This window comes from Streptomyces sp. NPDC001678 (genome assembly GCF_042892945.1).
GTDB lineage: Bacteria > Actinomycetota > Actinomycetes > Streptomycetales > Streptomycetaceae > Streptomyces.
This window is the reverse complement of record NZ_JBIAUP010000008.1, coordinates 302,564-322,912: the sequence shown is the minus strand read 5'-3', so window position 1 is coordinate 322,912 and position 20,349 is coordinate 302,564. Positions and strand designations below refer to the sequence as shown.

Genomic DNA, 20,349 nt, shown 5'->3' with positions numbered 1-20,349 from the left:
CCGTGCGCGCCCGACTCCTCCCGCTGCTCATCGTGCTGATGGCGGGCATCCTGATGACCCTCGGCCTCCCGCTGGCCGCCGGCATGGCCGCCGTGCGCCAGCAGCGCGTCGTCGTCGACCGCATCGACGACACCGCCCGCTTCGCCGCCCTCGCCCAGTTCGCCGGCTACCGCACCCCCGAGCCGTCCGAGGCCGGCGGGAGCGGCGACCGGCAGCTCAGCCTCCAGCGCGAACTCGCCCGCTACGAGAAGCTGTACGGCATCCGCGCCGGCGTCTTCTCCCGCGAGAGAAAGCCCCTGACGGTCGCCCCCGCGGGCTGGGTCCTGCCCAAGGCCGGCGAGAGCTGGGCGGCCTTCCAGGACGCGCTGGCCGGGCGTCGCAGCCGCGACCCGGGACAGATCTGGCCCTGGCGCCACGACCGGCTCACCGTCGCCTCGCCCGTCATCCGCGACAGCGACGTCGTCGCCGTCGTCGTCACGGACTCGCCCACCGGCCGGCTGCGCTCCCTCATCCTGCGCGACTGGCTGCTGATCGCGGCCGGGGAGACGGCGGCGATGCTGGTGGCGGTCGCGGCGGCGTTCCGGCTCACCGGGTGGGTGCTCAAGCCCGTACGCACCCTCGACGTCGCCGCCCACGACATCGCCACCGGCCGGATGAAGTCCCGGGTCGTCGCCGACAGCGGACCCCCGGAACTGCGCAGGCTGGCGCGCTCGTTCAACGAGATGGCCGACAACGTCGAGGACGTCCTGGAGCAGCAGCGCGCCTTCGTCGCCGACGCCTCGCACCAGCTGCGCAACCCGCTCTCCGCGCTGCTGCTGCGCATCGACCTGCTGGCCCTCGACCTGCCCGAGGGCCACGGGGAGGTCACCTCGGTGCGCGCCGAGGGCAAACGGCTGGCCCGCGTCCTGGACGATCTGCTGGACCTCGCCCTGGCCGAGCACGCCCCCGGCGACTCCCAGCTCACCGACATAGCCGAGATCGTCACCGACCGGGTGGGCGCCTGGTCCCCGGTAGCCGACCGCGAGAAGATCGCCCTCACCTACCGGGGGCCCGCCGCGGCGACCGGCTGGGCCGACCCCGTCGCCCTCTCCAGCGCGCTCGACGCGATCGTGGACAACGCGCTCAAGTTCACGCCCGAGAACGCCCGTGTCGAGGTCACCGTCGCCGTGTCCGGCGACCGGGTCGACATCACGGTGGCCGACGGCGGTCCCGGCCTCACGGAGGAGGAGCTCACCCGCGTCGGCGACCGCTTCTGGCGCAGCAGCCGCCACCAGAACGTCTCCGGTTCCGGCCTCGGGCTGTCCATCTCCCGCGCCCTGCTCGCCGCCGGCGGGGCCACGCTCACGTACGAGCCGAACAATCCGACCGGGCTGCGCGCGACGATCGCCGTCCCGCGCCATGGCGGCTGAGCCCACACCACGCCCCGGGCACCCGGGCACACGGGGTGCCCGGGGCGTTCGGCGTCGCGACCGCAATCGTCCCCGGAAAGGATGTTTACGGCTTGGCCGACAGGTAATAGCGGCGCGCTCCGGCGTGGAGCTCCAGGGGGTCGGTGAAGATGGCCGTGCGGAGGTCCACTTTCTGCGCGGCGTTCACCTTCTTGCCGATGGGGTCGCGGCTTTCTATGACCGTGCGGGTGACGCTCTCGGCGAGATCCGCGTCGATGTCGTCCCTGGTGACGAGGAGATTCGCGATCGCGATCGTCTGGACGACGCCGGGGGCGTTCAGCTCGGGATAGGCGTCCGTCGGCATCATCGCCGACCGGTAGTAGCGCGTCTGCCGCCCCATCCGGTGGAGGGGCTCGATGAGGTCCCCGAGCTGGACGAGCCTTATCGGCAGCCGCTTTCCCAGTTTGCTGACGGCGTCGGTGGACAGCCCGCCGGACCAGAAGAACGCGTCGAGCTCGCCGTTCTCCAGCAGCCCCGGCATCTGGTCGATGCCCACCCGCCGCGGTGTGATGTCCTTCTCGAGGTCGAGGCCGGCGGCCTGGAGCAGCCGCCGGGTGATCAGCTGCACCCCCGACCCGTTCGCGCCCACCCCCACCCGCAGCCCCGCGAGATCCCGGGTGGACTGCACGGGGGAGTCCTTGCGCACCACCAGCTGCATGTAGTCGTCGTAGAGCCGTGCACACGCCCGCAGCCGTCCGGCGCCCGGCTGCTTGCGGTCCCGGTAGGTGGCCACTGCGTCGGCCGTGGCGAAGGTGAAGTCGGCCTCGTGGTTCGTGAGCTGCCGCAGATTGTCGAGGGAGCCCTGACTGGGCCGCAGCCGCACCCTCAGGGCCGGCAGGTCCCGGGCCAGATTCTCCTTGAGGACCTTGCCGTACCGCTCGTACACCCCGGTCGCCACCCCCGTCGCGACCTTGATCTCATCGGTCGGCGCCGGCCCGCGGCCGGGCGGCCACAACGACCACAGCAGCAGGGCGAGCACGGCGGCCGCCACCGCGCCCGCCCGCGCGGCGCGGCGCCCGCCCGGGCGCGCGAATCGGGGAAGCACGGTCGGATCCTGCCAGCCCGCCGCCCCGCCGACCAGGCCTCGGCGAGGAGCGTCGCGGGGCGGTGATCACGGGGCGGGGCGGCGGGGAGACGGGGGCGGGGAGACGGGTGCCGGGGAAACGCGGGGGCGGGCTGTCCGAGCGACCACGTACCCTGGTCGATTGAGATGAGTGCGAAGACATACGAGGTGCGCACCTACGGGTGCCAGATGAACGTCCATGACTCCGAGCGGCTGTCCGGCCTGCTGGAGGACGCGGGCTATGTCCGCGCGCCCGAAGGCACCGCCGAGGGCGAGGCCGACGTCGTCGTCTTCAACACCTGCGCGGTGCGGGAGAACGCCGACAACAAGCTGTACGGCAATCTCGGCCGCCTGGCCCCGATGAAGACGAAGCGGCCCGGCATGCAGATCGCCGTCGGCGGCTGCCTCGCCCAGAAGGACCGCGACACGATCGTCAAGCGGGCCCCCTGGGTCGACGTCGTCTTCGGCACCCACAACATCGGCAAGCTGCCGGTGCTGCTGGAGCGCGCCCGCGTCCAGGAGGAGGCGCAGGTCGAGATCGCCGAGTCGCTGGAGGCCTTCCCCTCCACGCTGCCCACGCGCCGCGAGAGCGCCTACGCGGCCTGGGTCTCCATCTCCGTCGGCTGCAACAACACCTGCACCTTCTGCATCGTCCCCGCGCTGCGCGGCAAGGAGAAGGACCGCCGCCCGGGCGACATCCTCGCCGAGGTCGAGGCGCTCGTCGCCGAGGGCGTCAGCGAGATCACCCTCCTCGGCCAGAACGTCAACGCCTACGGCTCCGACATGGGCGACCGCGAGGCGTTCTCCAAGCTGCTGCGCGCGTGCGGCCAGATCGAGGGCCTGGAGCGCGTCCGCTTCACCTCGCCCCACCCGCGCGACTTCACCGACGACGTGATCGCCGCGATGGCCGAGACGCCGAACGTGATGCACCAGCTGCACATGCCGCTCCAGTCCGGCTCGGACACGGTCCTCAAGGCGATGCGCCGCTCGTACCGCCAGGAGCGCTTCCTGGGCATCATCGAGAAGGTGCGCGCCGCCATGCCGGACGCCGCCATCTCCACCGACATCATCGTGGGCTTCCCCGGCGAGACCGAGGAGGACTTCGAGCAGACCATGCACGTGGTCCGCGAGGCCCGCTTCGCGAACGCCTTCACCTTCCAGTACTCCAAGCGCCCCGGCACCCCGGCGGCGACCATGGACGGGCAGATCCCCAAGGAGGTCGTGCAGGCGCGCTACGAGCGTCTGGTCGCCCTTCAGGAGGAGATCTCCTGGGAGGAGAACAAGAAGCAGGTCGGCCGGGTCCTGGAGGTCATGGTCGCCGAGGGCGAGGGCCGCAAGGACGACGCCACCCGGCGCCTCTCCGGCCGCGCCCCCGACAACCGCCTGGTCCACTTCACCAAGCCGGACGAGGACGTCCGCCCGGGCGACGTGGTCACCGTCGAGATCACCTACGCCGCCCCCCACCACCTGCTGGCCGAGGGCCCGTCCAAGGCCGTCCGCCGCACGCGCGCGGGCGACGCCTGGGAGAAGCGCAACGCCGCTCCGGCGGAGAAGCCCAAGGGCGTGATGCTGGGCCTCCCGCGCATCGGTGCCCCCGCGCCGACGCCGGCGCCCGCGGCGGGGCCGGGCTGCGGCTGCGACTGAGCGGTCATGAGGGGGGCGGTGTGACGACCTGGGGGCTCGTCGTCGAGACGACGACGGGGTCGGCGGAGCGCAAGCACTGGACGGCCGCCGTCGTCGCCCACGTCGAGGGCACGCGCGAGGAGGCTCTGCGAGAGCTCGAGGCGCGTGCCCGGCGTCACGTACCGCAGCATCCCTTCAGCCCCAGGCGCACCCGCCTGCTGCGCACTGCGGACGGTTTCGCCCAGGTGGTGGACGGGGCGTGGGACACCTTCATCACCCGCTTCAGCGTGGCGGAGCTGCTGTACGACAGCGATCCGCGGCCGCCCGAGCCGGACGATCCGGAGCCCCCGCTGGACGCCTACCGGGACAGGCGGCCGGGGAGCGGGTACGCCGAGCCGTTCCCGCTCCCAGTGCTGAAGCCCCCGCCGCCCTCGCCCGAGCCGGTGCCCGAGCCGTGGGACCCGGCGGAGAAATGGCTGCGCGACGGTCCGGGAAACGAGCCGGGGAAGCCCGGCGACCGCTGATCGCGAATTGCTAGGGTGCGGCCATGCTCGTCGCCGCCGCCGTATGCCCCTGCCCGCCCCTGCTGGTCCCCGACGTGGCCGCCGGGGCCGCGTCCGAGCTGGACGGCCTGCGGGCCGCCTGCCTGGACGCGGTGGCCGTGCTGGCGGCCGCCCGTCCCGACCGGCTCGTCGTCGTGGGCCCCGCCCCGCACGACGGCGACGGCACGTACCCACAGGGTTCCCCCGGGTCCTTCCGCGGCCTGGGCGTGGACCTCGACGTACGGCTCGGCACGGGGGATCCCGCCGGTGAACGCCGGCTCCCGCAGCCCCTGGCCGTCGCCGCGTGGCTGCTGGAGCGTACGGGGTGGGCCGCCGCGCCGGTCGAGGGCCTGGGCGTCGGAGCCGCGCTGGAGAGCGGGCGGTGCCTGGAGACCGGCCGGGAACTGGCCGCCACGGCCGAGCGCACCGCGCTCCTGGTGATGGGCGACGGCAGCGCCTGCCGCACGGTGAAGGCGCCGGGCTATCTGGACGAGCGGGCCGAGCCCTTCGACGCGGAGGCGGCACGGGCCCTGGGAGCCGCCGACACGGCCGCTCTGGCCGCTCTGGACCCCGGGCTGGCCCGTGAGCTCCAGGCGGCCGGACGCGCCCCCTGGCAGGTCCTGGCGGGCGCGGGGGAGGGCGCGGGGCTGAACGGCGCGCTGCTGTACGACGAGGCCCCGTACGGCGTGGGCTACTTCGTGGCCGCCTGGTCGTAGCCCAACCGCGCGCCTGGTCGTAGTCCGGCCGCGCGTCACGGCGCGCACACGCCGACGGCCCGTGGAGCGCGCTCCACGGGCCGTCGGCGACTGAGGTGACGACGAGGGTCAGGAGGCCTCGGAGCCCTTGCCGCCGGCCGGGCCCCCGGGCTTGCCCTCCTGCTCGGCCAGGCGGCCGAGGGCGTCCTTGGCCTTGCCCGTACCGGTCCGGATCTGGCTGCTGTACTTGCCCTTGGTCTTCTCGTCGACCACCTTGGCGGCCTTCTCGAGCCCCTGCTCGATCTTGTCCCCGTGCTGCTGCGCGAGATCGCCGGCCTTGTCCTTCAGCGGGCCTAGCTTGGCCTTGAGATTGTCCATCAGGCCCATGGTGACCGCCCCTCGTCTTTCCTTGCCGAACCTACTTGCGGGCGCCTTCACCGGCCTCGCTGTCGGCCGCCTTCTCCGCCGACTGCTGCTTCGGGATCTCCACTCCCTCGGCCGTCTCGTCCGCGGTCTCCTCGGCCTTGGCCTCGGCCGCCTCCTCCGGCTGCGCCTCGGCCGTCCCGTCGGCGTCGGTGGATTCCGCCGTCGGAGTGGCAGCCGCGGCCTCTTCCGTTGACGCCGAGGACTTCGACGACGACCTGCCGAGAAGCCTTGCAAACACGCCCATATCTACTCCATTACCTTACTGGTGTGAGGGAAATCCCGCGTCGTCAGGGGCGTCCGATGGCGCCGCTCACGCACGCCGGTCCGCGAACCGGCTCTCGGAACCTCGCAACAGGCAACGAACCCGTCTGCGTCGCGTCACGTCGCTCGTTCGTGGGGTGCCCGGGAGGTTTGGGAGACTGAAGCGGTGAGAAACGCAGCTCCCGCACCCCGGGTCATCGCCGTCGTCGGTCCCACGGCGGCAGGCAAGTCCGATCTCGGCGTCGCCCTCGCCCAGCACCTGGGCGGCGAGGTCGTCAACGCCGACTCCATGCAGCTCTACCGCGGCATGGACATCGGCACAGCCAAGCTGACCATGGAGGAGCGGCAGGGTGTGCCGCACCACCTGCTCGACATCTGGGACGTCGAGGTGGCCGCGAGCGTCGCCGAGTACCAGCGGCTGGCCCGGGCCGAGATCGACCGGCTGCTCGCCGAGGGCCGCACGCCGGTCCTCGTCGGGGGCTCGGGGCTCTACGTCAAGGGCACCATCGACGCCATGGACTTCCCCGGCACCGACCCGGCCGTACGGGCCCGGCTGGAGGCCGAGCTCGAGGAGCTCGGCCCGGGCGCGCTCCACTCCCGGCTGGCCGCCGCCGACCCGGCCGCCGCCCGCGCGATCCTGCCCGGCAACGGCCGCCGCATCGTGCGCGCCCTGGAGGTCATCGAGCTCACCGGCCGGCCGTTCACGGCGAACCTGCCCGGCGAGGAGCCCGTCTACGACGCCCTGCAGATCGGCGTGGACGTCGAGCGCCCCGAACTGGACGAGCGGATCACCGTCCGGGTGGACCGGATGTGGGAGGCCGGGCTCGTCGACGAGGTGCGCGCCCTGGAGCGCGAGGGCCTGCGCGAGGGGCGCACGGCCTCACGCGCACTCGGCTATCAGCAGGTGCTCGCCTTCCTGGCGGGGGAGTGCACGGAGGAGGAGGCCCGCACCGAGACCGTCCGGGCCACCAAGCGCTTCGCGCGCCGGCAGGACTCGTGGTTCCGGCGGGATTCCCGCGTCCACTGGCTGAGCGGCGCCGCCGACCGGCGGGCGGAACTTCCCGAGCGAGCGCTGGCGTTGGTCGAACGGGCTATTACAGCCTGATCACGTGATGGCATCGGGACGCTCCGCACGCCATGGGGAGCGTGTCCGACGTGCCATCATCAAGCTTCGATCGAGCCGTGGAGTGCGAGTTGGGAGGGCGCGTGGCGATGGAGGCCGGCCCTCGTGACAGACCGCATCAGCCGCAGTCCTGGGAGGACCTCCCGGCGGCGGCCGGGGGAGAGCCGGACGTGCTGACCCCGGACGGCCCCGAGGACACCGAGGGGACGACGGCGGACGCGACGGCGCCCGCCTCGTTCCGCGAGCTGCGCCCGCCGCGCAGGCTGCGGCTGTGGCAGCTCGCGCCCATCGTCGTGCTGGCCGCCGTCGGCTCGCTGATGTTCGCCTTCCCGCTCGCCTTCGAATTCGGCGACGGCGGGCCCCTCGTCGCCGTGCTCGGCCTGCTCATCAGCTGCTGCGCCGCCGGCTGGGGCGTGATGGCGGCCCGTCGCGTGGGCTACACCTGGCCGGGCCTGCCGCCGCGCGGCTCCGGGCGGCGCCCGGACTGGCGGTACGTGGCCGGGTACACGGCCGTCGTCGCCGTGATCGTTCTCCTCGCCGTCCTGCGCGTGGCACGGCTGCGCTGAACCGCGCCGGGACCGGCCGAAGGCGCCCGGCCGGGGACCCGTACCATCGAAGCGTGAGCACCGCGCAGATCGCCTTCCTCAAGGGTCACGGCACCGAGAACGACTTCGTGATCATCCCCGACCACGACGGGCGCCTGGAGCTGTCCCCGGCCGCCGTCGCGCTCCTGTGCGACCGGCGTGCGGGCATAGGCGCGGACGGCGTGCTCCGGGTCGTGCGCTCCGCCGCGCACCCCGAGGCGCGGGCGATGGCCGCCGAGGCCGAGTGGTTCATGGACTACCGCAACAGCGACGGCAGCGTCGCCGAGATGTGCGGCAACGGCGTCCGGGTGTTCGCGCGCTACCTCCAGGCGGCGGGCCTCGTCGAGGAGGGCGACCTCGCGATCGCCACCCGCGCCGGCGTCCGCCATGCCCACATCGCCAAGCCGGGGCCCGAGGGCGAGCCCGGCGGGATCACCGTCGCCATGGGCCGGGCCGAGCTCCCCGAGGGCGAGGTCACCGTCACCGTCGGTGAGCGCGACTGGCCCGCGCGCAACGTCAACATGGGCAACCCGCACGCCGTCTCCTTCGTCGACGACCTTGCCGATGCCGGGAACCTGTTCGCCGCCCCCGCCGTCGCCCCCGCCGCCACCTACCCGGACGGCGTCAACGTGGAGTTCGTCGTCGACCGCGGCCCCCGCCACGTCGCCATGCGGGTCCACGAGCGGGGCTCGGGCGAGACGCGCTCGTGCGGCACGGGCGCCTGCGCCGTGATGGTCGCGACGGCCCGCCGCGACGGCGCCGACCCGGCCGTCCTGGGCCACCCCGTCACCTACACCGTGGACGTTCCCGGCGGACGCCTGGTGATCAGCGAGACCCCGGACGGCACCGTCGAGATGACCGGGCCCGCCGTGATCGTCGCGGAGGGCGTCTTCGACGCCTCCCGCTTCGCCGTCACCGTCTGAGGCCGCCCGCGGTCACGGTGACGCCTGCCGTCACGGTCTGATGCCTGCCGTCACCGTCTGACCTCCGCACTCACCGTCCGACGCCCGTACGGGCGTCGCGCCACCGTTTGCCGCTCGGCCCGTGTCATGCCTCGGCTCCCTCGAATGGGTGATCCGTTTCACTCTGGGCGAGAGCGGGTGAGCGGTGCGTGATGGGCTCGGTAGCATCAAGCACCGGCCTGGAGGCGTGAGCCGACCGCCGGTCGACGCTGCCGGAGGTGCCCATGGGCGCAGAGGTCACTAACACCGGTGCTCCCGGCCGCAGGCGCGGCCGTCGCATCGACCTGAGACGACTGGGGCGCGCCGCGCTCAGCGGCTCCGGCGCCCGCGGCCGCCTCCCCGATGCCATCGACCACGTCGCCAAGGTCCACCGCGGCCACCACCCCGGGGCCGATCTGGACATCCTCCACCGGGCCTATGTCCTCGCCGAGTCCTCCCACCGCGGCCAGACGCGCAAGAGCGGCGAGCCCTACATCACCCACCCCCTCGCCGTCACCCTGATCCTGGCCGAACTGGGCGCCGAGACCACCACCTTGACCGCGTCCCTCCTCCACGACACGGTCGAGGACACCGAGGTGACCCTCGATCAAGTGGGCGAGGCCTTCGGCGAGGAGGTGCGCTTCCTCGTCGACGGCGTCACCAAGCTGGAGAAGGTCGACTACGGCGCCGCCGCCGAGCCCGAGACCTTCCGCAAGATGCTCGTGGCCACCGGGAACGACGTCCGGGTCATGTCCATCAAGCTCGCCGACCGCCTCCACAACATGCGCACCCTCGGCGTCATGCGCCCCGAGAAACAGGCGCGCATCGCCAAGGTCACCCGTGATGTGCTGATCCCGCTCGCCGAGCGGCTGGGCGTCCAGGCCCTCAAGACGGAGCTGGAGGACCTGGTCTTCGCCATCCTCCACCCCGACGAGTACGCCCGCACCCGTGAGCTCGTCCTCGCCCACGCCGGTCGCCCCGACCCCCTGGAGGCCACCGCGACGCGGGTGCGCGCCGTCCTGCGCGAGGCGGGCATCACCGCGGAAGTCCATGTCCGCCGCCGGCATTTCGTCTCCGTGCACCGGGTGCGGATCAAGCGCGGCGAGCTCACCGGTTCCGACCTGGGCAGGCTGCTCGTCCTGGTCGCCGAGGACGCCGACTGCTACGCGGTCCTCGGCGAGCTCCACACCTGCTTCACCCCGTTCATCTCGGAGTTCAAGGACTTCATCGCCGTCCCCAAGTTCAACCTCTACCAGTCGCTGCACACGGCCGTCGCCGGCGAGGGCGGCCAGGCGGCCGAAGTCCTCATCCGCACCCACCGGATGCACCGGGTCGCCGAAGCCGGCGTCGTCGCCCTCGGCAACCCCTACGCGGCCCCCGACGCCCCCGACGCGCCGGACGGCGAGCGCGTCGACCCCACCCGCCCCGGCTGGCTCTCCCGTCTCCTGGAATGGCAGCGCGCCACCCCCGACCCCGACACCTTCTGGACCTCCCTGCGCGACGAGCTCGCCCAGGACCGCGAGGTCACGGTCTTCCGGGCCGACGGCGGCACCATCGGCCTCCCGGCGGGCTCCAGCTGCGTCGACGCGGCCTACGCCCAGTACGGCGACGGGGCGCACCACTGCATCGGCGCCCGGGTCAACGGCCGGCTGGCCGCCCTCGGCACGGTGCTGCGCGACGGCGACACCCTCCATCTGCTGATGTCCCCCGACAGCGCCTCCGGCCCCTCGCCCGAGTGGCGCGAGCACGCGCGTACGCCGGCGGCCCGGATCGCCATCGACCGCTGGCTGGCCGCCCACCCGGCCCCCGAACCCGCCGCCGACGGCCCGCCGGCGGCGCCACCCGCCCCCGGCCCGCCCCGGACCGCCCCCCGGGCCGCCTCCGCCGCGCGCGACCCCGTCGCCGTCGTCACCGGAGCGGCGGGCGAGAGCGGGCGGGCGGCCGTGAGCGTACGGCTGGCGGGCTGTTGCACCCCCGTACCGCCCGACGAGGTCACCGGTTTCGCGGTGCGCGGCGGCACGGTCACGGTCCACCGCGCCCCGTGCCCCGTCGTGGACCGGATGGTCACCTCGGGACGGCAGCCGGTGGAGGTGCGCTGGCGCAGCCCGGACGGGACGGGCGGCGGGGACTACCGCGTGACCCTGCGGGCGGAATCGTTCAGCAGACCGCATCTCCTCGCCGACCTGACCGAGGCCATCGCGGCCGAAGGGGTCGCCGTCATCTCCGCCGCCGTCGAGCCGCCGTACGAGCAGCGCGTACGGCACACCTACACGCTCCAGCTGGCCGACGCGGCCCAGCTGCCGGAGCTGATGCGGGCGATGCGCCGGGTCCCGGGGGTCTATGACGTCGAGCGGGCGGGCAGGTCGCTGACGGCCCCGCTGTAGCCCCGCTCCCGCCGGCCGGAGGGGCCCCGCTCCCGCCGGCCGGGGGAGCGAGCGGGAAGCGGCCGGGGAGCGGGCCCGCCGGTCGTCCGATACGACACTCGTACCAGCATCCAAGACGCTCGTAAGGGTGGGCCGACGCCGCGCCGCCACCGGCGTGCGGGCGCGCGCTGATAGCGGTGGAGCATGTCGCACTCACCCGCCCCCGGGGAGCGTTCCCCGCAGCGCCGGCGCTTCCCGCGCCGCCGGGCCACCCTCCTCGCGGCCGCGGCGGTCCTGGTCCTGGGCGCCGCCGCGCCGCCGACCCCCGAGGCCCGGGGGATCGGCGACCGGCTCTTCCCCCACCTGGGCAACCCCGGCTACGACATCGCGGCCTACGACATCTCGTTCGTCTACCGCGCCAACGACCAGCCGCTGGACGCCGTGACCCGGTTCGTCGCCCGGTCCACCGCGCGGCTGGACGACTTCAACATGGACTTCACCCACGGCACCATCGCCTCGGTCGAGGTCAACGGCGCACCAGCCCAGTTCACCCCCGCCGGGGAGGACGTGGTCGTCACCCCCACGGAGCCGGTGCCCTCCGGCAGCTCGTTCACCGTCACCGTCCACCACACCAGCGATCCGCGCGGCGGGGGCGAGGGCGGCTGGGTGCCCACCACCGACGGCCTCGTCATGGCCAATCAGGCCGACGCCGGCCACCGGGTCTTCCCCGGCAACGACCACCCCTCCGACAAGGCGCTGTTCACCTTCCGGGTGACCGCCCCCAAGGAGCTGACCGTGGTCGCCAACGGGCTGGCCGCCGGGCGCACCACCGAAGGGGCGAACACCACCTGGACCTATCGCACCCTCCACCCCATGGCCACCGAGCTCGCCCAGGTCGCCATCGGCCGCTCCACCGTGCCCCAGCGCGGCGGCCCGCGCGGGCTGAAGCTGCGGGACGTGGTGCCCGCCGCCGACCAGAAGGCCCTGGAGAGCTGGACCGCCAAGACGCCCGACCAGATCGCGTGGATGGAGAAGCGGGTCGGGAACTACCCCTTCGAGACCTACGGGGTCCTCATCGCCGATGCCTCGACCGGCTTCGAGCTGGAGACGCAGACCCTCTCCCTCTTCGAGCGCGACGTCTTCACCAAGGCCGGCTTCCCCGACTGGTACGTGGAGTCGATCATGGTTCACGAGCTCGCCCACCAGTGGTTCGGCGACAGCGTGAGCCCCCGCGTCTGGTCCGACCTGTGGCTCAACGAGGGCCACGCCACCTGGTACGAATCGCTGTACGCGGAGGAGCGGAAGGGCCGGAAGCTGGTGGACCGGATGCGCGTCGCCTACCAGCTCTCCGACCAGATGCGGGCCGACGGAGGCCCCCCGGCGGCGATCAAGGCACCCGTGCCGGGCAAGAAGATCAGCATCTTCCGGCCGGTCTGCTACGACGGCAGCGCCCTGGTGCTCTACGCCCTCCGCCAGCGGATCGGGACGGCGGCCTTCGACCGCCTGGAGCGCGAGTGGGTGCGCCGCTACCACGACTCCACCGCCACCACCGCCGACTTCGTCGCCCTCGCCTCCGAGGTCTCCGGACAGGACCAGGCCCGGTTCCTCCACCCCTGGCTCTACGAGCGGACGACCCCGCCCATGCCCGGGCACCCCGACTGGAAGACGACCCCGCCGAAACCCGCGTGACGCCCCGGCGGCGGCATGGGAACATCGACGGGTCGGCGAGGCGGCCGTCCCGGGGAATCTCCGGAGCGCGCCGGACGTTGTCGATGCCGTCGGCCCTCGGTGCGAGGGCGGGCACCCCGCACAGTCGTCAATCAAGCAAAGGATCAAATGACCTCCTCTTCTTCCCTTCCCCAGGACCGGCAGGACCGGCAGAGCCTCCCGGAGAGCCTTCGGGCCGACGCCCTGATGGAAGAGGACGTCGCCTGGAGCCACGAGATCGACGGGGAGCGTGACGGCGAGCAGTACGACCGCTCCGAGCGCGCCGCCCTGCGGCGCGTCGCGGGGCTCTCGACCGAGCTCGAGGACGTCACCGAGGTCGAGTACCGGCAGCTGCGCCTGGAGCGCGTGGTGCTGGTCGGCGTCTGGACGTCCGGCACGGTCCAGGACGCCGACAACTCCCTCGCGGAGCTCGCCGCCCTCGCCGAGACGGCCGGCGCGATGGTCCTCGACGGTGTGATCCAGCGCCGTGACAAGCCGGACCCGGCCACCTACATCGGCTCGGGCAAGGCCCAGGAGCTGCGGGACATCGTCCTGGAGAGCGGCGCCGACACCGTCGTCTGCGACGGTGAGCTCAGCCCCGGCCAGCTCATCCACCTCGAGGACGTCGTCAAGGTCAAGGTCGTCGACCGCACCGCCCTGATCCTCGACATCTTCGCCCAGCACGCCAAGTCCCGAGAGGGCAAGGCCCAGGTCTCCCTGGCCCAGATGCAGTACATGCTGCCGAGGCTGCGCGGCTGGGGCCAGTCGCTGTCCCGGCAGATGGGTGGTGGTGGCTCCGGTTCCTCCGGCGGCGGCATGGCCACCCGTGGTCCCGGTGAGACCAAGATCGAGACGGACCGGCGGCGGATCCGCGAGAAGATGGCGAAGATGCGCCGGGAGATCGCGGAGATGAAGACCGGCCGCGACATCAAGCGCCAGGAGCGCCGACGGAACAAGATCCCGTCGGTGGCCATCGCGGGCTACACCAACGCCGGCAAGTCCTCGCTGCTCAACCGGCTCACCGGCGCGGGCGTGCTGGTGGAGAACGCCCTGTTCGCCACCCTGGACCCGACCGTCCGCCGCGCCGAGACGCCCTCGGGCCGGATCTACACCCTCGCCGACACCGTCGGATTCGTCCGGCACCTGCCGCACCACCTCGTCGAGGCGTTCCGCTCCACCATGGAGGAGGTCGGCGACTCCGACCTGATCCTCCACGTGGTGGACGGCTCCCACCCGGCGCCCGAGGAGCAGCTGGCCGCCGTGCGCGAGGTGATCCGGGACGTCGGCGCGGTCGACGTGCCCGAGATCGTGGTGATCAACAAGGCGGACGCGGCCGACCCGCTGATCCTCCAGCGGCTGCTGCGCGTCGAGAAGCACTCGATCGCGGTGTCGGCGCGGACCGGCGAGGGCATCGCTGAGCTGCTGGCCCTGATCGACTCCGAGCTGCCGCGCCCCGCCGTGGAGATCGAGGCGCTCGTGCCGTACACCCATGGCTCGCTGATCGCCCGGGTGCACAAGGACGGCGAGGTGATCTCCGAGGAGCACACCCCGGAGGGCACTCTGATCAAGGCCCGGGTCCATGAGGAGCTCGCCGCCGAGCTCCAGCGGTTCGTACCGGCCGCCCGGCCCTGACGCCGGCGACACGAAGGCCCGCCCCGACCGACGTCGGGGCGGGCCTTCGCTCGTTGTGTGCTTCCGCTCGCTACTGCTTGTTCGCGAACTTCTGGCTCAGCGCGTCATAGACGCCCTTGGCCTCCGGGCCCAGGCGCGGACCCGCCAGCCAGGTGCTGTTGGCCGGGCCGATCGAGGTGTTGGAGACCAGTACCGGCTTGCCGTCCGGGCCGTTGGCGAACCAGCCACCACCGGACGAACCGCCCGTCATGGTGCAGCCGATGCGGTACATCGTGGGCTGCGACGACTCGATGGTCAGACGGCCCGGCTTGTCCACGCAGTCGTACATCTTCTGCCCGTCGAAGGGCGGCGCCGCCGGGTAGCCCCAGGCCCCCATGCTGCTGATGGACTTCACCTGCGGGGTGCTGAAGTCGACGGTGAGGGCGTTGCCGACCGTCTCCTCCAGGGACTTCCCGTTGCCGTTCTCGGACTTCACATGGAGCACGGAGAAGTCGTACGGCGCGCCCGCGCCGCCGGTCTCGGCGCCCTGGGTGATCCACTGCGACGACGTCTGCGCCCAGTCCGCCCACCACAGGCCGTACGGGGCGACGTCCTGCACCGGAGCGCTGTTGACCTGCGCCCCCGGGAGACCCTTGTCGTTGTAGGACGGCACGAAGGCGATGTTCCGGTACCAGCCGCCCTTCTGGCCGGCGTGCACGCAGTGGCCGGCGGTCCACACCAGGTTGGACTTGCCGGGGTGTGCCGGGTCCTTGACGACCGTGCCCGAGCAGACCATGTGGCCCTCGGGGCTGTCGAAGAAGACCTTGCCCACCGGGGCGGCGTTGTTGTGGTACGGCAGACCGACGGCCTTGGCGGTGACCGGACGCGGCTCCGGGTCGGTGACGCCCTGGTCGCTCGCCCCGCTGCCCGGCACGGTGCCGGGGGCGCCCTGGGTGGCCAGCGTCTTGTCGCTGGAGTGGGCGTCCTTCATCGTGTCGGGCTTCCAGTGGCCCTTGATGATGGGGTTGATGAAGTCACGGGCCTCACGGAGCCACTGGTCCTTGTCCCAGTTCTTCCAGGCGCCGTCCTGCCACTTCTTCTTCCACTTGTCCAGGTCCCCCGCGGTGATGCCCTTGGGCAGGCTGGGGAAGTCGTCGCCCTTCTGGCTCGCGGCCGCGCTGGGCTTGGTGTCGCCCCCGGCCTTGTCGTCGGACGGGCCGCACGCGGTGGCCGACAGCGCCAGGACGGCGGTGAGGGCTGCCGCGGCCAGGACAGGCCGCCTTGTCGATGGCATGGAGTGGGCTCCCCCTGTGATCTGTACGTATTGGGTAGCTCATGCCCGCTATGCGCGCGACATGGCGTGAACTTGTCATGCACCGCCCCAGCGAGGGGCAGGCCCCCACTATGCCGGTGCCGGGGGAGACGGGCGCGGGCGGGTCCTCGGTTCCGGAACGAAGGATCTTGCGATCGGACCGTGATCCGCAGCTCGCGGCGTCGTTGGTACGTACGGGGGACGACCGACCATCGTTCAGCGGGCAGGAGGAGGTAACCGAGCCATGGCCCCGACCCGACTACCGCCGCCCGCACCGCCCTTGACGCACCGGCCCGGCCGCTCGGGCGCCCTCCGGCGGCAGCCGGCCCGGGAGCCCTCGGCCCGGACATACGCCCGCTCGCTGCCCGTCGTGCCCGTGCGCGCCCGGGGCCTGACCATCGAGGGCGCCGACGGCCGCCGCTATCTCGACTGCCTCTCGGGCGGCGGCGCCCTCGCGCTCGGCCACAATCACCCGGTCGTGTTGGAGGCGATCCGCGCCGTGCTCGACTCCGGGGCACCGCTTCAGGTCCCGGACCTCGCCACCCCCGTCCAGGAGGCCTTCGCGGACGAGCTGTTCGCGACCCTCCCGCGAGGACTGGCCGACTCGGCCCGGATCCGGTTCTGCGGCCCCACCGCCGCCGAAGCGATGGCCGACGCCTTCCGGCTCGTCCGCGCCGCGACCGGCCGCTACGGACTCCACGTCCTCGCGGACGGCGGGGTGGGCACGACCGGCTGTCCGATCGGCGACGTTCGCGGAGACGCCCCCCTTCCCGCCGGGCTCGTCGTCGAGCCCGTCCTGGGCGACGCGGTGATGCCGCTGCCCGACGAACGGCTGCGACGGCTCCGCGACATCAGCGCGGCGCGGGCCGTGCCGCTCGTCGCCGACGAGACGTGGACGGGGGCCGGGCGCACGGGCGCCTTCTGGGCCGTCGAGCACAGCGGCGTCGTCCCCGACGTCATGGTCCTGTCCCGGGCCATCGGCGGCAGCCTCCCCCTCGCCGTCATCGTCCACCGCGACGACCTCGGCGCCCGGCCGCGCCATCGGGACGCGACCGCGGCCTTCCAGGGCAACCAGCTCGCCATGGCCGCGGGCACGGCCACCCTGCGCCACATCAGGGAGAACGGGCTGGACCGCCGCGCGGCCGTCCTCGGCGCCCGGATGCTCGAACGGCTGCGGCGGCTCGCGCGGGAGCACGAGTGCGTCGCGGACGTACGCGGCAAGGGGCTGATGATCGGCATCGAGGTCACCGACCCCGAGGCCGGCTCCGAGCCCTTCGGGTCCTCCGCGTCCTCAGAGCCCTCCGCGTTTTCCGAGTTCTCCGAGCCCTCCGTGTCCGGTCCGGGGGCCGGTCCCGCGTCCGGCGCGGACGTCCCGGCCTCAGGTCGTCGTACGCCCTCCGCCGGCGCTCTCGCCGAGGCCGTACGGCGGGAATGCCTGCGCCGCGGGCTGATCGTCGGGCTGAGCGACCGCCGCCCCCCGGTGATCCGGCTGCTGCCGCCCCTCACCCTCACCGACGAGCAGGCCGAGGCCGTCCTCGACCGGCTGTCCGACGCCGTCGCCGCGGCCTCCCGCACCGTCCGCCGGCACCCCGCTCCCTAGACCGCCGCACCAGAACTCTCCAGACCGCCGCACTCGACCGCCGAAGGAGGAAGGCGCCGCAGCCCGGCCGGAACGCCGTGACCTGTACGCCGCACCCCGCATGAACGCGTCCCTCCCCACCGACGCCTCTCCCGTCGGCCAGGCCCTGACCCCGGCGCTGCCGCGCCCGCACCGCGGCGCCGGCGAGCACGACCGTCCCGGCGGGCACGGCGCCCGCGCCGAACTGCCCGCCGCCGGACCGCACGGCGTCGCCGAACCCCTGGACGACCCCGACCCGCGAGCCGCAGCGGACGCCGCCGCCGTGGAGAACCTGCTGCGCTGCTGGGTGCGCGAGAACGGCGTCGAGCGTCCCCACGGCGACATCCTCTACCTGCCGCTCAACGCCAGCGGCATCCCGCTGAGCGTTCCGGTGCACTACTGGTCCGCGACCGGCTGGCACCGCTTCGGACGCGTCACACTGACCGGCGGCCCCGACGACGCCCCCGCCTTCGACGCCGTCACCCTGGCCGCCCTCCTCGGCCGGGAAGCCGCCCACCGCGCCGCACAGGCCGGCCGTCCCCCCACCGACGACGGTGGCGAACTGGTCGCCCGCGTCGCCGACTCGGCCCGCCGCACGGCCGTGTTCCTCACCGACCGGCGCGAGCGGCCCGCCGACCCGGACGAGGGCGAGCTCTTCCTCTACGGCGAACAGGCCCTGCTCCTCGGACACCCCCTGCACCCCGCGCCCAAGAGCCGCGAAGGCCTCTCGGACGCCGAGGCCGCGCCCTACTCGCCCGAGCTGCGCGGCCGCTTCCCGCTGCACTGGCTGGCCGTCGACCGTTCCGTGCTGGTCGCCGACTCGGCCTGGACCGAACGCGGCCGCCCCGTCGACGCCACCGCCCTCACGGCCCGCCTCGCCGGACCGGACCTGGAACGGGAGCTGCCGCCCGGGACCGTCCCCCTGCCGGCGCACCCCTGGCAGGCCCGCGACATCCGCCACCGCCCGGAGTTCGCCCGGCTCTTCGACGCCGGGCTGCTGCGCGACCTCGGTCCGCAGGGCGCGCCCTGGTTCCCCACGTCCTCGCTCAGGACCGTGCACCGGCCCGGCGCCCCCGCGATGCTCAAGCTCTCCCTCGGCCTGCGCGTCACCAACTCCCGCCGCGAGAACCTCCGCAAGGAACTGCGGCGCGGCGTCGAGGTGCACCGGCTGCTGCGCGGCGGCCTCGCCGAGCGCTGGCGGGCCGCCGGGGCCGGCGGCCACGGCTTCGACATCGTCCGCGACCCGGCCTGGATCGGCGTCGACGCCCCGGACGGCACCCCGCTGCGGGGGCTCGACACCGTCATCCGGCACAACCCCTTCGGCCCCGGCGACGACGCCGTGTGCCTCGCCGGGCTCGTCTCGCCCCGGCCGTGGGCGGGCCGGCAGGGGGCCACCGGCAGGCCCGCCACCCACTCCCGGCTGGCCGACACCGTCGCCCGGCTCGCCTACCGCACGGGCCGGCCCGCCGGAGCCGTCGCCACGGAATGGTTCCTGCGCTATCTCGAGGCGATCGTCCGGCCCGTCCTCTGGCTCGACGGCGAGGCGGGCATCGCCCTGGAGGCCCATCAGCAGAACACCCTCGTCCTGCTGGACGCCGACGGCTGGCCCGTCGGCGGGCGCTACCGCGACAACCAGGGCTACTACTTCCGCGACTCCCACCGCGCCGCGCTCGAACAGCGGCTCCCGGGCATCGGGCGGGAGAGCGACACCTTCGTCCCCGACGCCGTCGCCGACGAACGGTTCCTCTACTACCTGGGCATCAACAACGTCCTCGGCCTGATCGGCGCGTTCGGCTCCCAGCGCCTCGCCGACGAGCACGTCCTGCTCGCCGCGCTCCGCCGCTTCCTCAAAGAGGTCGCGTCCGGAGCCTCCCCGGCCCGCTCCACCCTGCCCCGGCGTCTGCTCGAGGAACCCGTGCTGCGCTGCAAGGCCAACATGCTGACCGGGCTGCGCGGTCTCGACGAGCTCTCCGGGCCCGTGGACTCCCAGTCGGTCTATGTCACCATCGCCAACCCCCTGGCCACGGCGGCGGGGTGAGCCACGGATGAACGCCGACGACTGCGCCGACACCGTCGACCTCCGGCTGACCGACGAACTCATCGAGCTCATCACCGCCGAGCACGCCGTCCACGACCTCACCGAACCCGCCGACGCCCACCACCCGGAGGGGCCGGGTCGGCCCGGCCCCTCCGGAGGCGCGGGCGACTTCCTGGACGGCCTGGCCGACTGGGGGCCGGTGGGCACCGACGCGGGGCCGTTCCAGCTCGTCCCGGTGCGGATCGAACGCGACCTGCGGCTGGTCACCCAGTGGATGAACGATCCCGCTGTCGCGGCGTTCTGGGAGCTGGCCGGGCCCGGTCCCGCCACCGTCGACCACCTCCGGGCCCAGCTCGACGGCGACGGGCGCAGCGTGCCCTGCCTCGGAGTGCTCGCCGGGGTCCCGATGAGCTACTGGGAGGTCTACCGGGCCGACCTCGACCCGATCGCCCGCCACTACCCGGCCCGGCCGCACGACACCGGGATCCACTTCCTCATCGGCAAGGTCGCCGACCGGGGCCGGGGCCTCGGCACGCTGCTCCTGCGGGCCGTCGCCGACCTGGTCCTGGAGCACCGCCCCTGCTGCGACCGGGTCGTCGGGGAGCCGGACCTGCGCAACACCCCGTCCACGGCGGCGTTCCTCGGAGCGGGCTTCCGGCTGAGCGGCGAGGTGGAGCTGCCCGGCAAACGCGCGGCGCTGATGATCCGCGACCGGGCGCTGCGTGCCGTCCTGTGACGATCACGAGGCTGCGGGGGAGGGCCGGGGGCCGTCGTGGGCTTCCGGGCCGGTCCGGGCTTCCTCGCCGGTCGGGCTTCCTGGCCGGTTCGGGCCTCCCGGCCGGTCGGGGCTCCTCATCGGTCCGGGCCTCATCGTCGGTTCGGGCTTCCTCGCCGGTTCGGGTCTCCTCGCCGGTCCGGGTCGGCCCGTTTGTGCGGCCTGGCCCGGAAAGGCCCAGGACGGACATCGGGCCTCGATGTCAGTGCCGCACCGTAG

Annotated in this window: 17 protein-coding genes; 13 read left to right on the top strand and 4 right to left on the bottom strand. The window is 73.4% G+C overall.

The genetic code is table 11. The annotated features are described in order from the left end of the window. Positions 1-2: 2 nt before the first annotated feature. Complete coding sequence (locus tag ACFYZR_RS19620; protein WP_391911815.1) at positions 3-1,409, top strand: sensor histidine kinase; 1,407 nt, start codon at positions 3-5, stop codon at positions 1,407-1,409. An 85-nt stretch (positions 1,410-1,494) separates the two neighbouring features. On the opposite strand, the gene ACFYZR_RS19615 is transcribed toward ACFYZR_RS19620, so the two are convergent. After that, positions 1,495-2,493, bottom strand: coding sequence for a TAXI family TRAP transporter solute-binding subunit (locus ACFYZR_RS19615; RefSeq protein ID WP_391911813.1), 999 nt, complete (start codon positions 2,491-2,493; stop codon positions 1,495-1,497). Between the two features lie 165 nt (positions 2,494-2,658). Here ACFYZR_RS19615 and miaB point away from each other — a divergent pair, with 165 nt between their 5' ends. Genes miaB through ACFYZR_RS19600 form a run of 3 tightly spaced genes read left to right on the top strand, consistent with a single transcriptional unit; the run spans position 2,659 to position 5,392 of the window. Beyond that, complete coding sequence (miaB, locus tag ACFYZR_RS19610; RefSeq protein WP_391911811.1) at positions 2,659-4,155, top strand: tRNA (N6-isopentenyl adenosine(37)-C2)-methylthiotransferase MiaB; 1,497 nt, start codon at positions 2,659-2,661, stop codon at positions 4,153-4,155. Positions 4,156-4,175: 20 nt separating this feature from the next. Further along, entirely contained in the window at positions 4,176-4,658 is a 483-nt protein-coding gene (locus ACFYZR_RS19605; RefSeq protein WP_391911809.1) for a hypothetical protein, read from the top strand. 23 nt (positions 4,659-4,681) lie between these two features. Beyond that, positions 4,682-5,392 carry a class III extradiol dioxygenase subunit B-like domain-containing protein gene (locus ACFYZR_RS19600; protein ID WP_391911807.1) on the top strand — a complete coding sequence of 237 codons (711 nt, stop codon included), beginning with the start codon at positions 4,682-4,684 and terminating at the stop codon, positions 5,390-5,392. Positions 5,393-5,500: 108 nt separating this feature from the next. On the opposite strand, the gene ACFYZR_RS19595 is transcribed toward ACFYZR_RS19600, so the two are convergent. Together ACFYZR_RS19595 and ACFYZR_RS19590 are read right to left on the bottom strand one after the other, a co-directional pair. After that, entirely contained in the window at positions 5,501-5,758 is a 258-nt protein-coding gene (locus ACFYZR_RS19595) for an antitoxin (protein WP_391911805.1), read from the bottom strand. Between the two features lie 31 nt (positions 5,759-5,789). Beyond that, positions 5,790-6,041, bottom strand: a complete 252-nt coding sequence (locus ACFYZR_RS19590) for a hypothetical protein (protein WP_311611003.1) — start codon at positions 6,039-6,041, stop codon at positions 5,790-5,792. A gap of 183 nt (positions 6,042-6,224) precedes the next feature. Here ACFYZR_RS19590 and miaA point away from each other — a divergent pair, with 183 nt between their 5' ends. The 6 genes from miaA (at position 6,225) to hflX (ending at position 14,408) form a co-directional block, all read left to right on the top strand. Further along, the gene (gene miaA / locus ACFYZR_RS19585) at positions 6,225-7,163 is read left to right on the top strand and encodes a tRNA (adenosine(37)-N6)-dimethylallyltransferase MiaA (RefSeq protein ID WP_391911803.1); all 939 of its coding nucleotides are present in this window, start codon (positions 6,225-6,227) and stop codon (positions 7,161-7,163) included. Between the two features lie 107 nt (positions 7,164-7,270). Beyond that, positions 7,271-7,747: a hypothetical protein gene (locus tag ACFYZR_RS19580; protein WP_391911898.1), complete on the top strand. Its 477-nt coding sequence runs from the start codon at positions 7,271-7,273 to the stop codon at positions 7,745-7,747. A gap of 53 nt (positions 7,748-7,800) precedes the next feature. After that, positions 7,801-8,688 carry a diaminopimelate epimerase gene (gene dapF, locus ACFYZR_RS19575; RefSeq protein WP_391911801.1) on the top strand — a complete coding sequence of 296 codons (888 nt, stop codon included), beginning with the start codon at positions 7,801-7,803 and terminating at the stop codon, positions 8,686-8,688. A 263-nt stretch (positions 8,689-8,951) separates the two neighbouring features. Further along, positions 8,952-11,090: a RelA/SpoT family protein gene (locus tag ACFYZR_RS19570; protein ID WP_391911799.1), complete on the top strand. Its 2,139-nt coding sequence runs from the start codon at positions 8,952-8,954 to the stop codon at positions 11,088-11,090. A gap of 183 nt (positions 11,091-11,273) precedes the next feature. Beyond that, positions 11,274-12,758 carry a M1 family metallopeptidase gene (locus tag ACFYZR_RS19565; RefSeq protein WP_391911797.1) on the top strand — a complete coding sequence of 495 codons (1,485 nt, stop codon included), beginning with the start codon at positions 11,274-11,276 and terminating at the stop codon, positions 12,756-12,758. A gap of 147 nt (positions 12,759-12,905) precedes the next feature. Beyond that, a complete protein-coding gene (gene hflX, locus ACFYZR_RS19560) occupies positions 12,906-14,408 on the top strand; it encodes a GTPase HflX (RefSeq protein ID WP_391911795.1) in 1,503 nt (500 codons plus the stop codon). Positions 14,409-14,478: 70 nt separating this feature from the next. On the opposite strand, the gene ACFYZR_RS19555 is transcribed toward hflX, so the two are convergent. Then, positions 14,479-15,681 (bottom strand): trypsin-like serine peptidase, encoded by a 1,203-nt coding sequence (locus ACFYZR_RS19555; RefSeq protein WP_391911793.1) that lies wholly within the window; start codon positions 15,679-15,681, stop codon positions 14,479-14,481. A 262-nt stretch (positions 15,682-15,943) separates the two neighbouring features. Here ACFYZR_RS19555 and ACFYZR_RS19550 point away from each other — a divergent pair, with 262 nt between their 5' ends. The 3 genes from ACFYZR_RS19550 (at position 15,944) to ACFYZR_RS19540 (ending at position 20,091) form a co-directional block, all read left to right on the top strand. Continuing rightward, positions 15,944-17,299 (top strand): aminotransferase class III-fold pyridoxal phosphate-dependent enzyme, encoded by a 1,356-nt coding sequence (locus tag ACFYZR_RS19550; protein ID WP_391911791.1) that lies wholly within the window; start codon positions 15,944-15,946, stop codon positions 17,297-17,299. 100 nt (positions 17,300-17,399) lie between these two features. After that, the gene (locus ACFYZR_RS19545) at positions 17,400-19,355 is read left to right on the top strand and encodes an IucA/IucC family protein (RefSeq protein ID WP_391911789.1); all 1,956 of its coding nucleotides are present in this window, start codon (positions 17,400-17,402) and stop codon (positions 19,353-19,355) included. A 7-nt stretch (positions 19,356-19,362) separates the two neighbouring features. Then, a complete protein-coding gene (locus ACFYZR_RS19540) occupies positions 19,363-20,091 on the top strand; it encodes a GNAT family N-acetyltransferase (protein ID WP_391911787.1) in 729 nt (242 codons plus the stop codon). The last annotated feature ends 258 nt before the right edge of the window (positions 20,092-20,349 follow it).

Coding starts and splice junctions, on each gene's coding strand:
- miaB (WP_391911811.1), top strand. CDS start 2,659: ATGAGTGCGAAGACATACGAGGTGCGCACCTACGGGTGCCAGATGAAC.
- ACFYZR_RS19600 (WP_391911807.1), top strand. CDS start 4,682: ATGCTCGTCGCCGCCGCCGTATGCCCCTGCCCGCCCCTGCTGGTCCCC.
- ACFYZR_RS19595 (WP_391911805.1), bottom strand. CDS start 5,758: ATGGGCCTGATGGACAATCTCAAGGCCAAGCTAGGCCCGCTGAAGGAC.
- ACFYZR_RS19590 (WP_311611003.1), bottom strand. CDS start 6,041: ATGGGCGTGTTTGCAAGGCTTCTCGGCAGGTCGTCGTCGAAGTCCTCG.
- ACFYZR_RS19580 (WP_391911898.1), top strand. CDS start 7,271: ATGGAGGCCGGCCCTCGTGACAGACCGCATCAGCCGCAGTCCTGGGAG.
- ACFYZR_RS19570 (WP_391911799.1), top strand. CDS start 8,952: ATGGGCGCAGAGGTCACTAACACCGGTGCTCCCGGCCGCAGGCGCGGC.
- ACFYZR_RS19565 (WP_391911797.1), top strand. CDS start 11,274: ATGTCGCACTCACCCGCCCCCGGGGAGCGTTCCCCGCAGCGCCGGCGC.
- hflX (WP_391911795.1), top strand. CDS start 12,906: ATGACCTCCTCTTCTTCCCTTCCCCAGGACCGGCAGGACCGGCAGAGC.
- ACFYZR_RS19555 (WP_391911793.1), bottom strand. CDS start 15,681: ATGCCATCGACAAGGCGGCCTGTCCTGGCCGCGGCAGCCCTCACCGCC.
- ACFYZR_RS19550 (WP_391911791.1), top strand. CDS start 15,944: ATGGCCCCGACCCGACTACCGCCGCCCGCACCGCCCTTGACGCACCGG.
- ACFYZR_RS19545 (WP_391911789.1), top strand. CDS start 17,400: ATGAACGCGTCCCTCCCCACCGACGCCTCTCCCGTCGGCCAGGCCCTG.
- ACFYZR_RS19540 (WP_391911787.1), top strand. CDS start 19,363: ATGAACGCCGACGACTGCGCCGACACCGTCGACCTCCGGCTGACCGAC.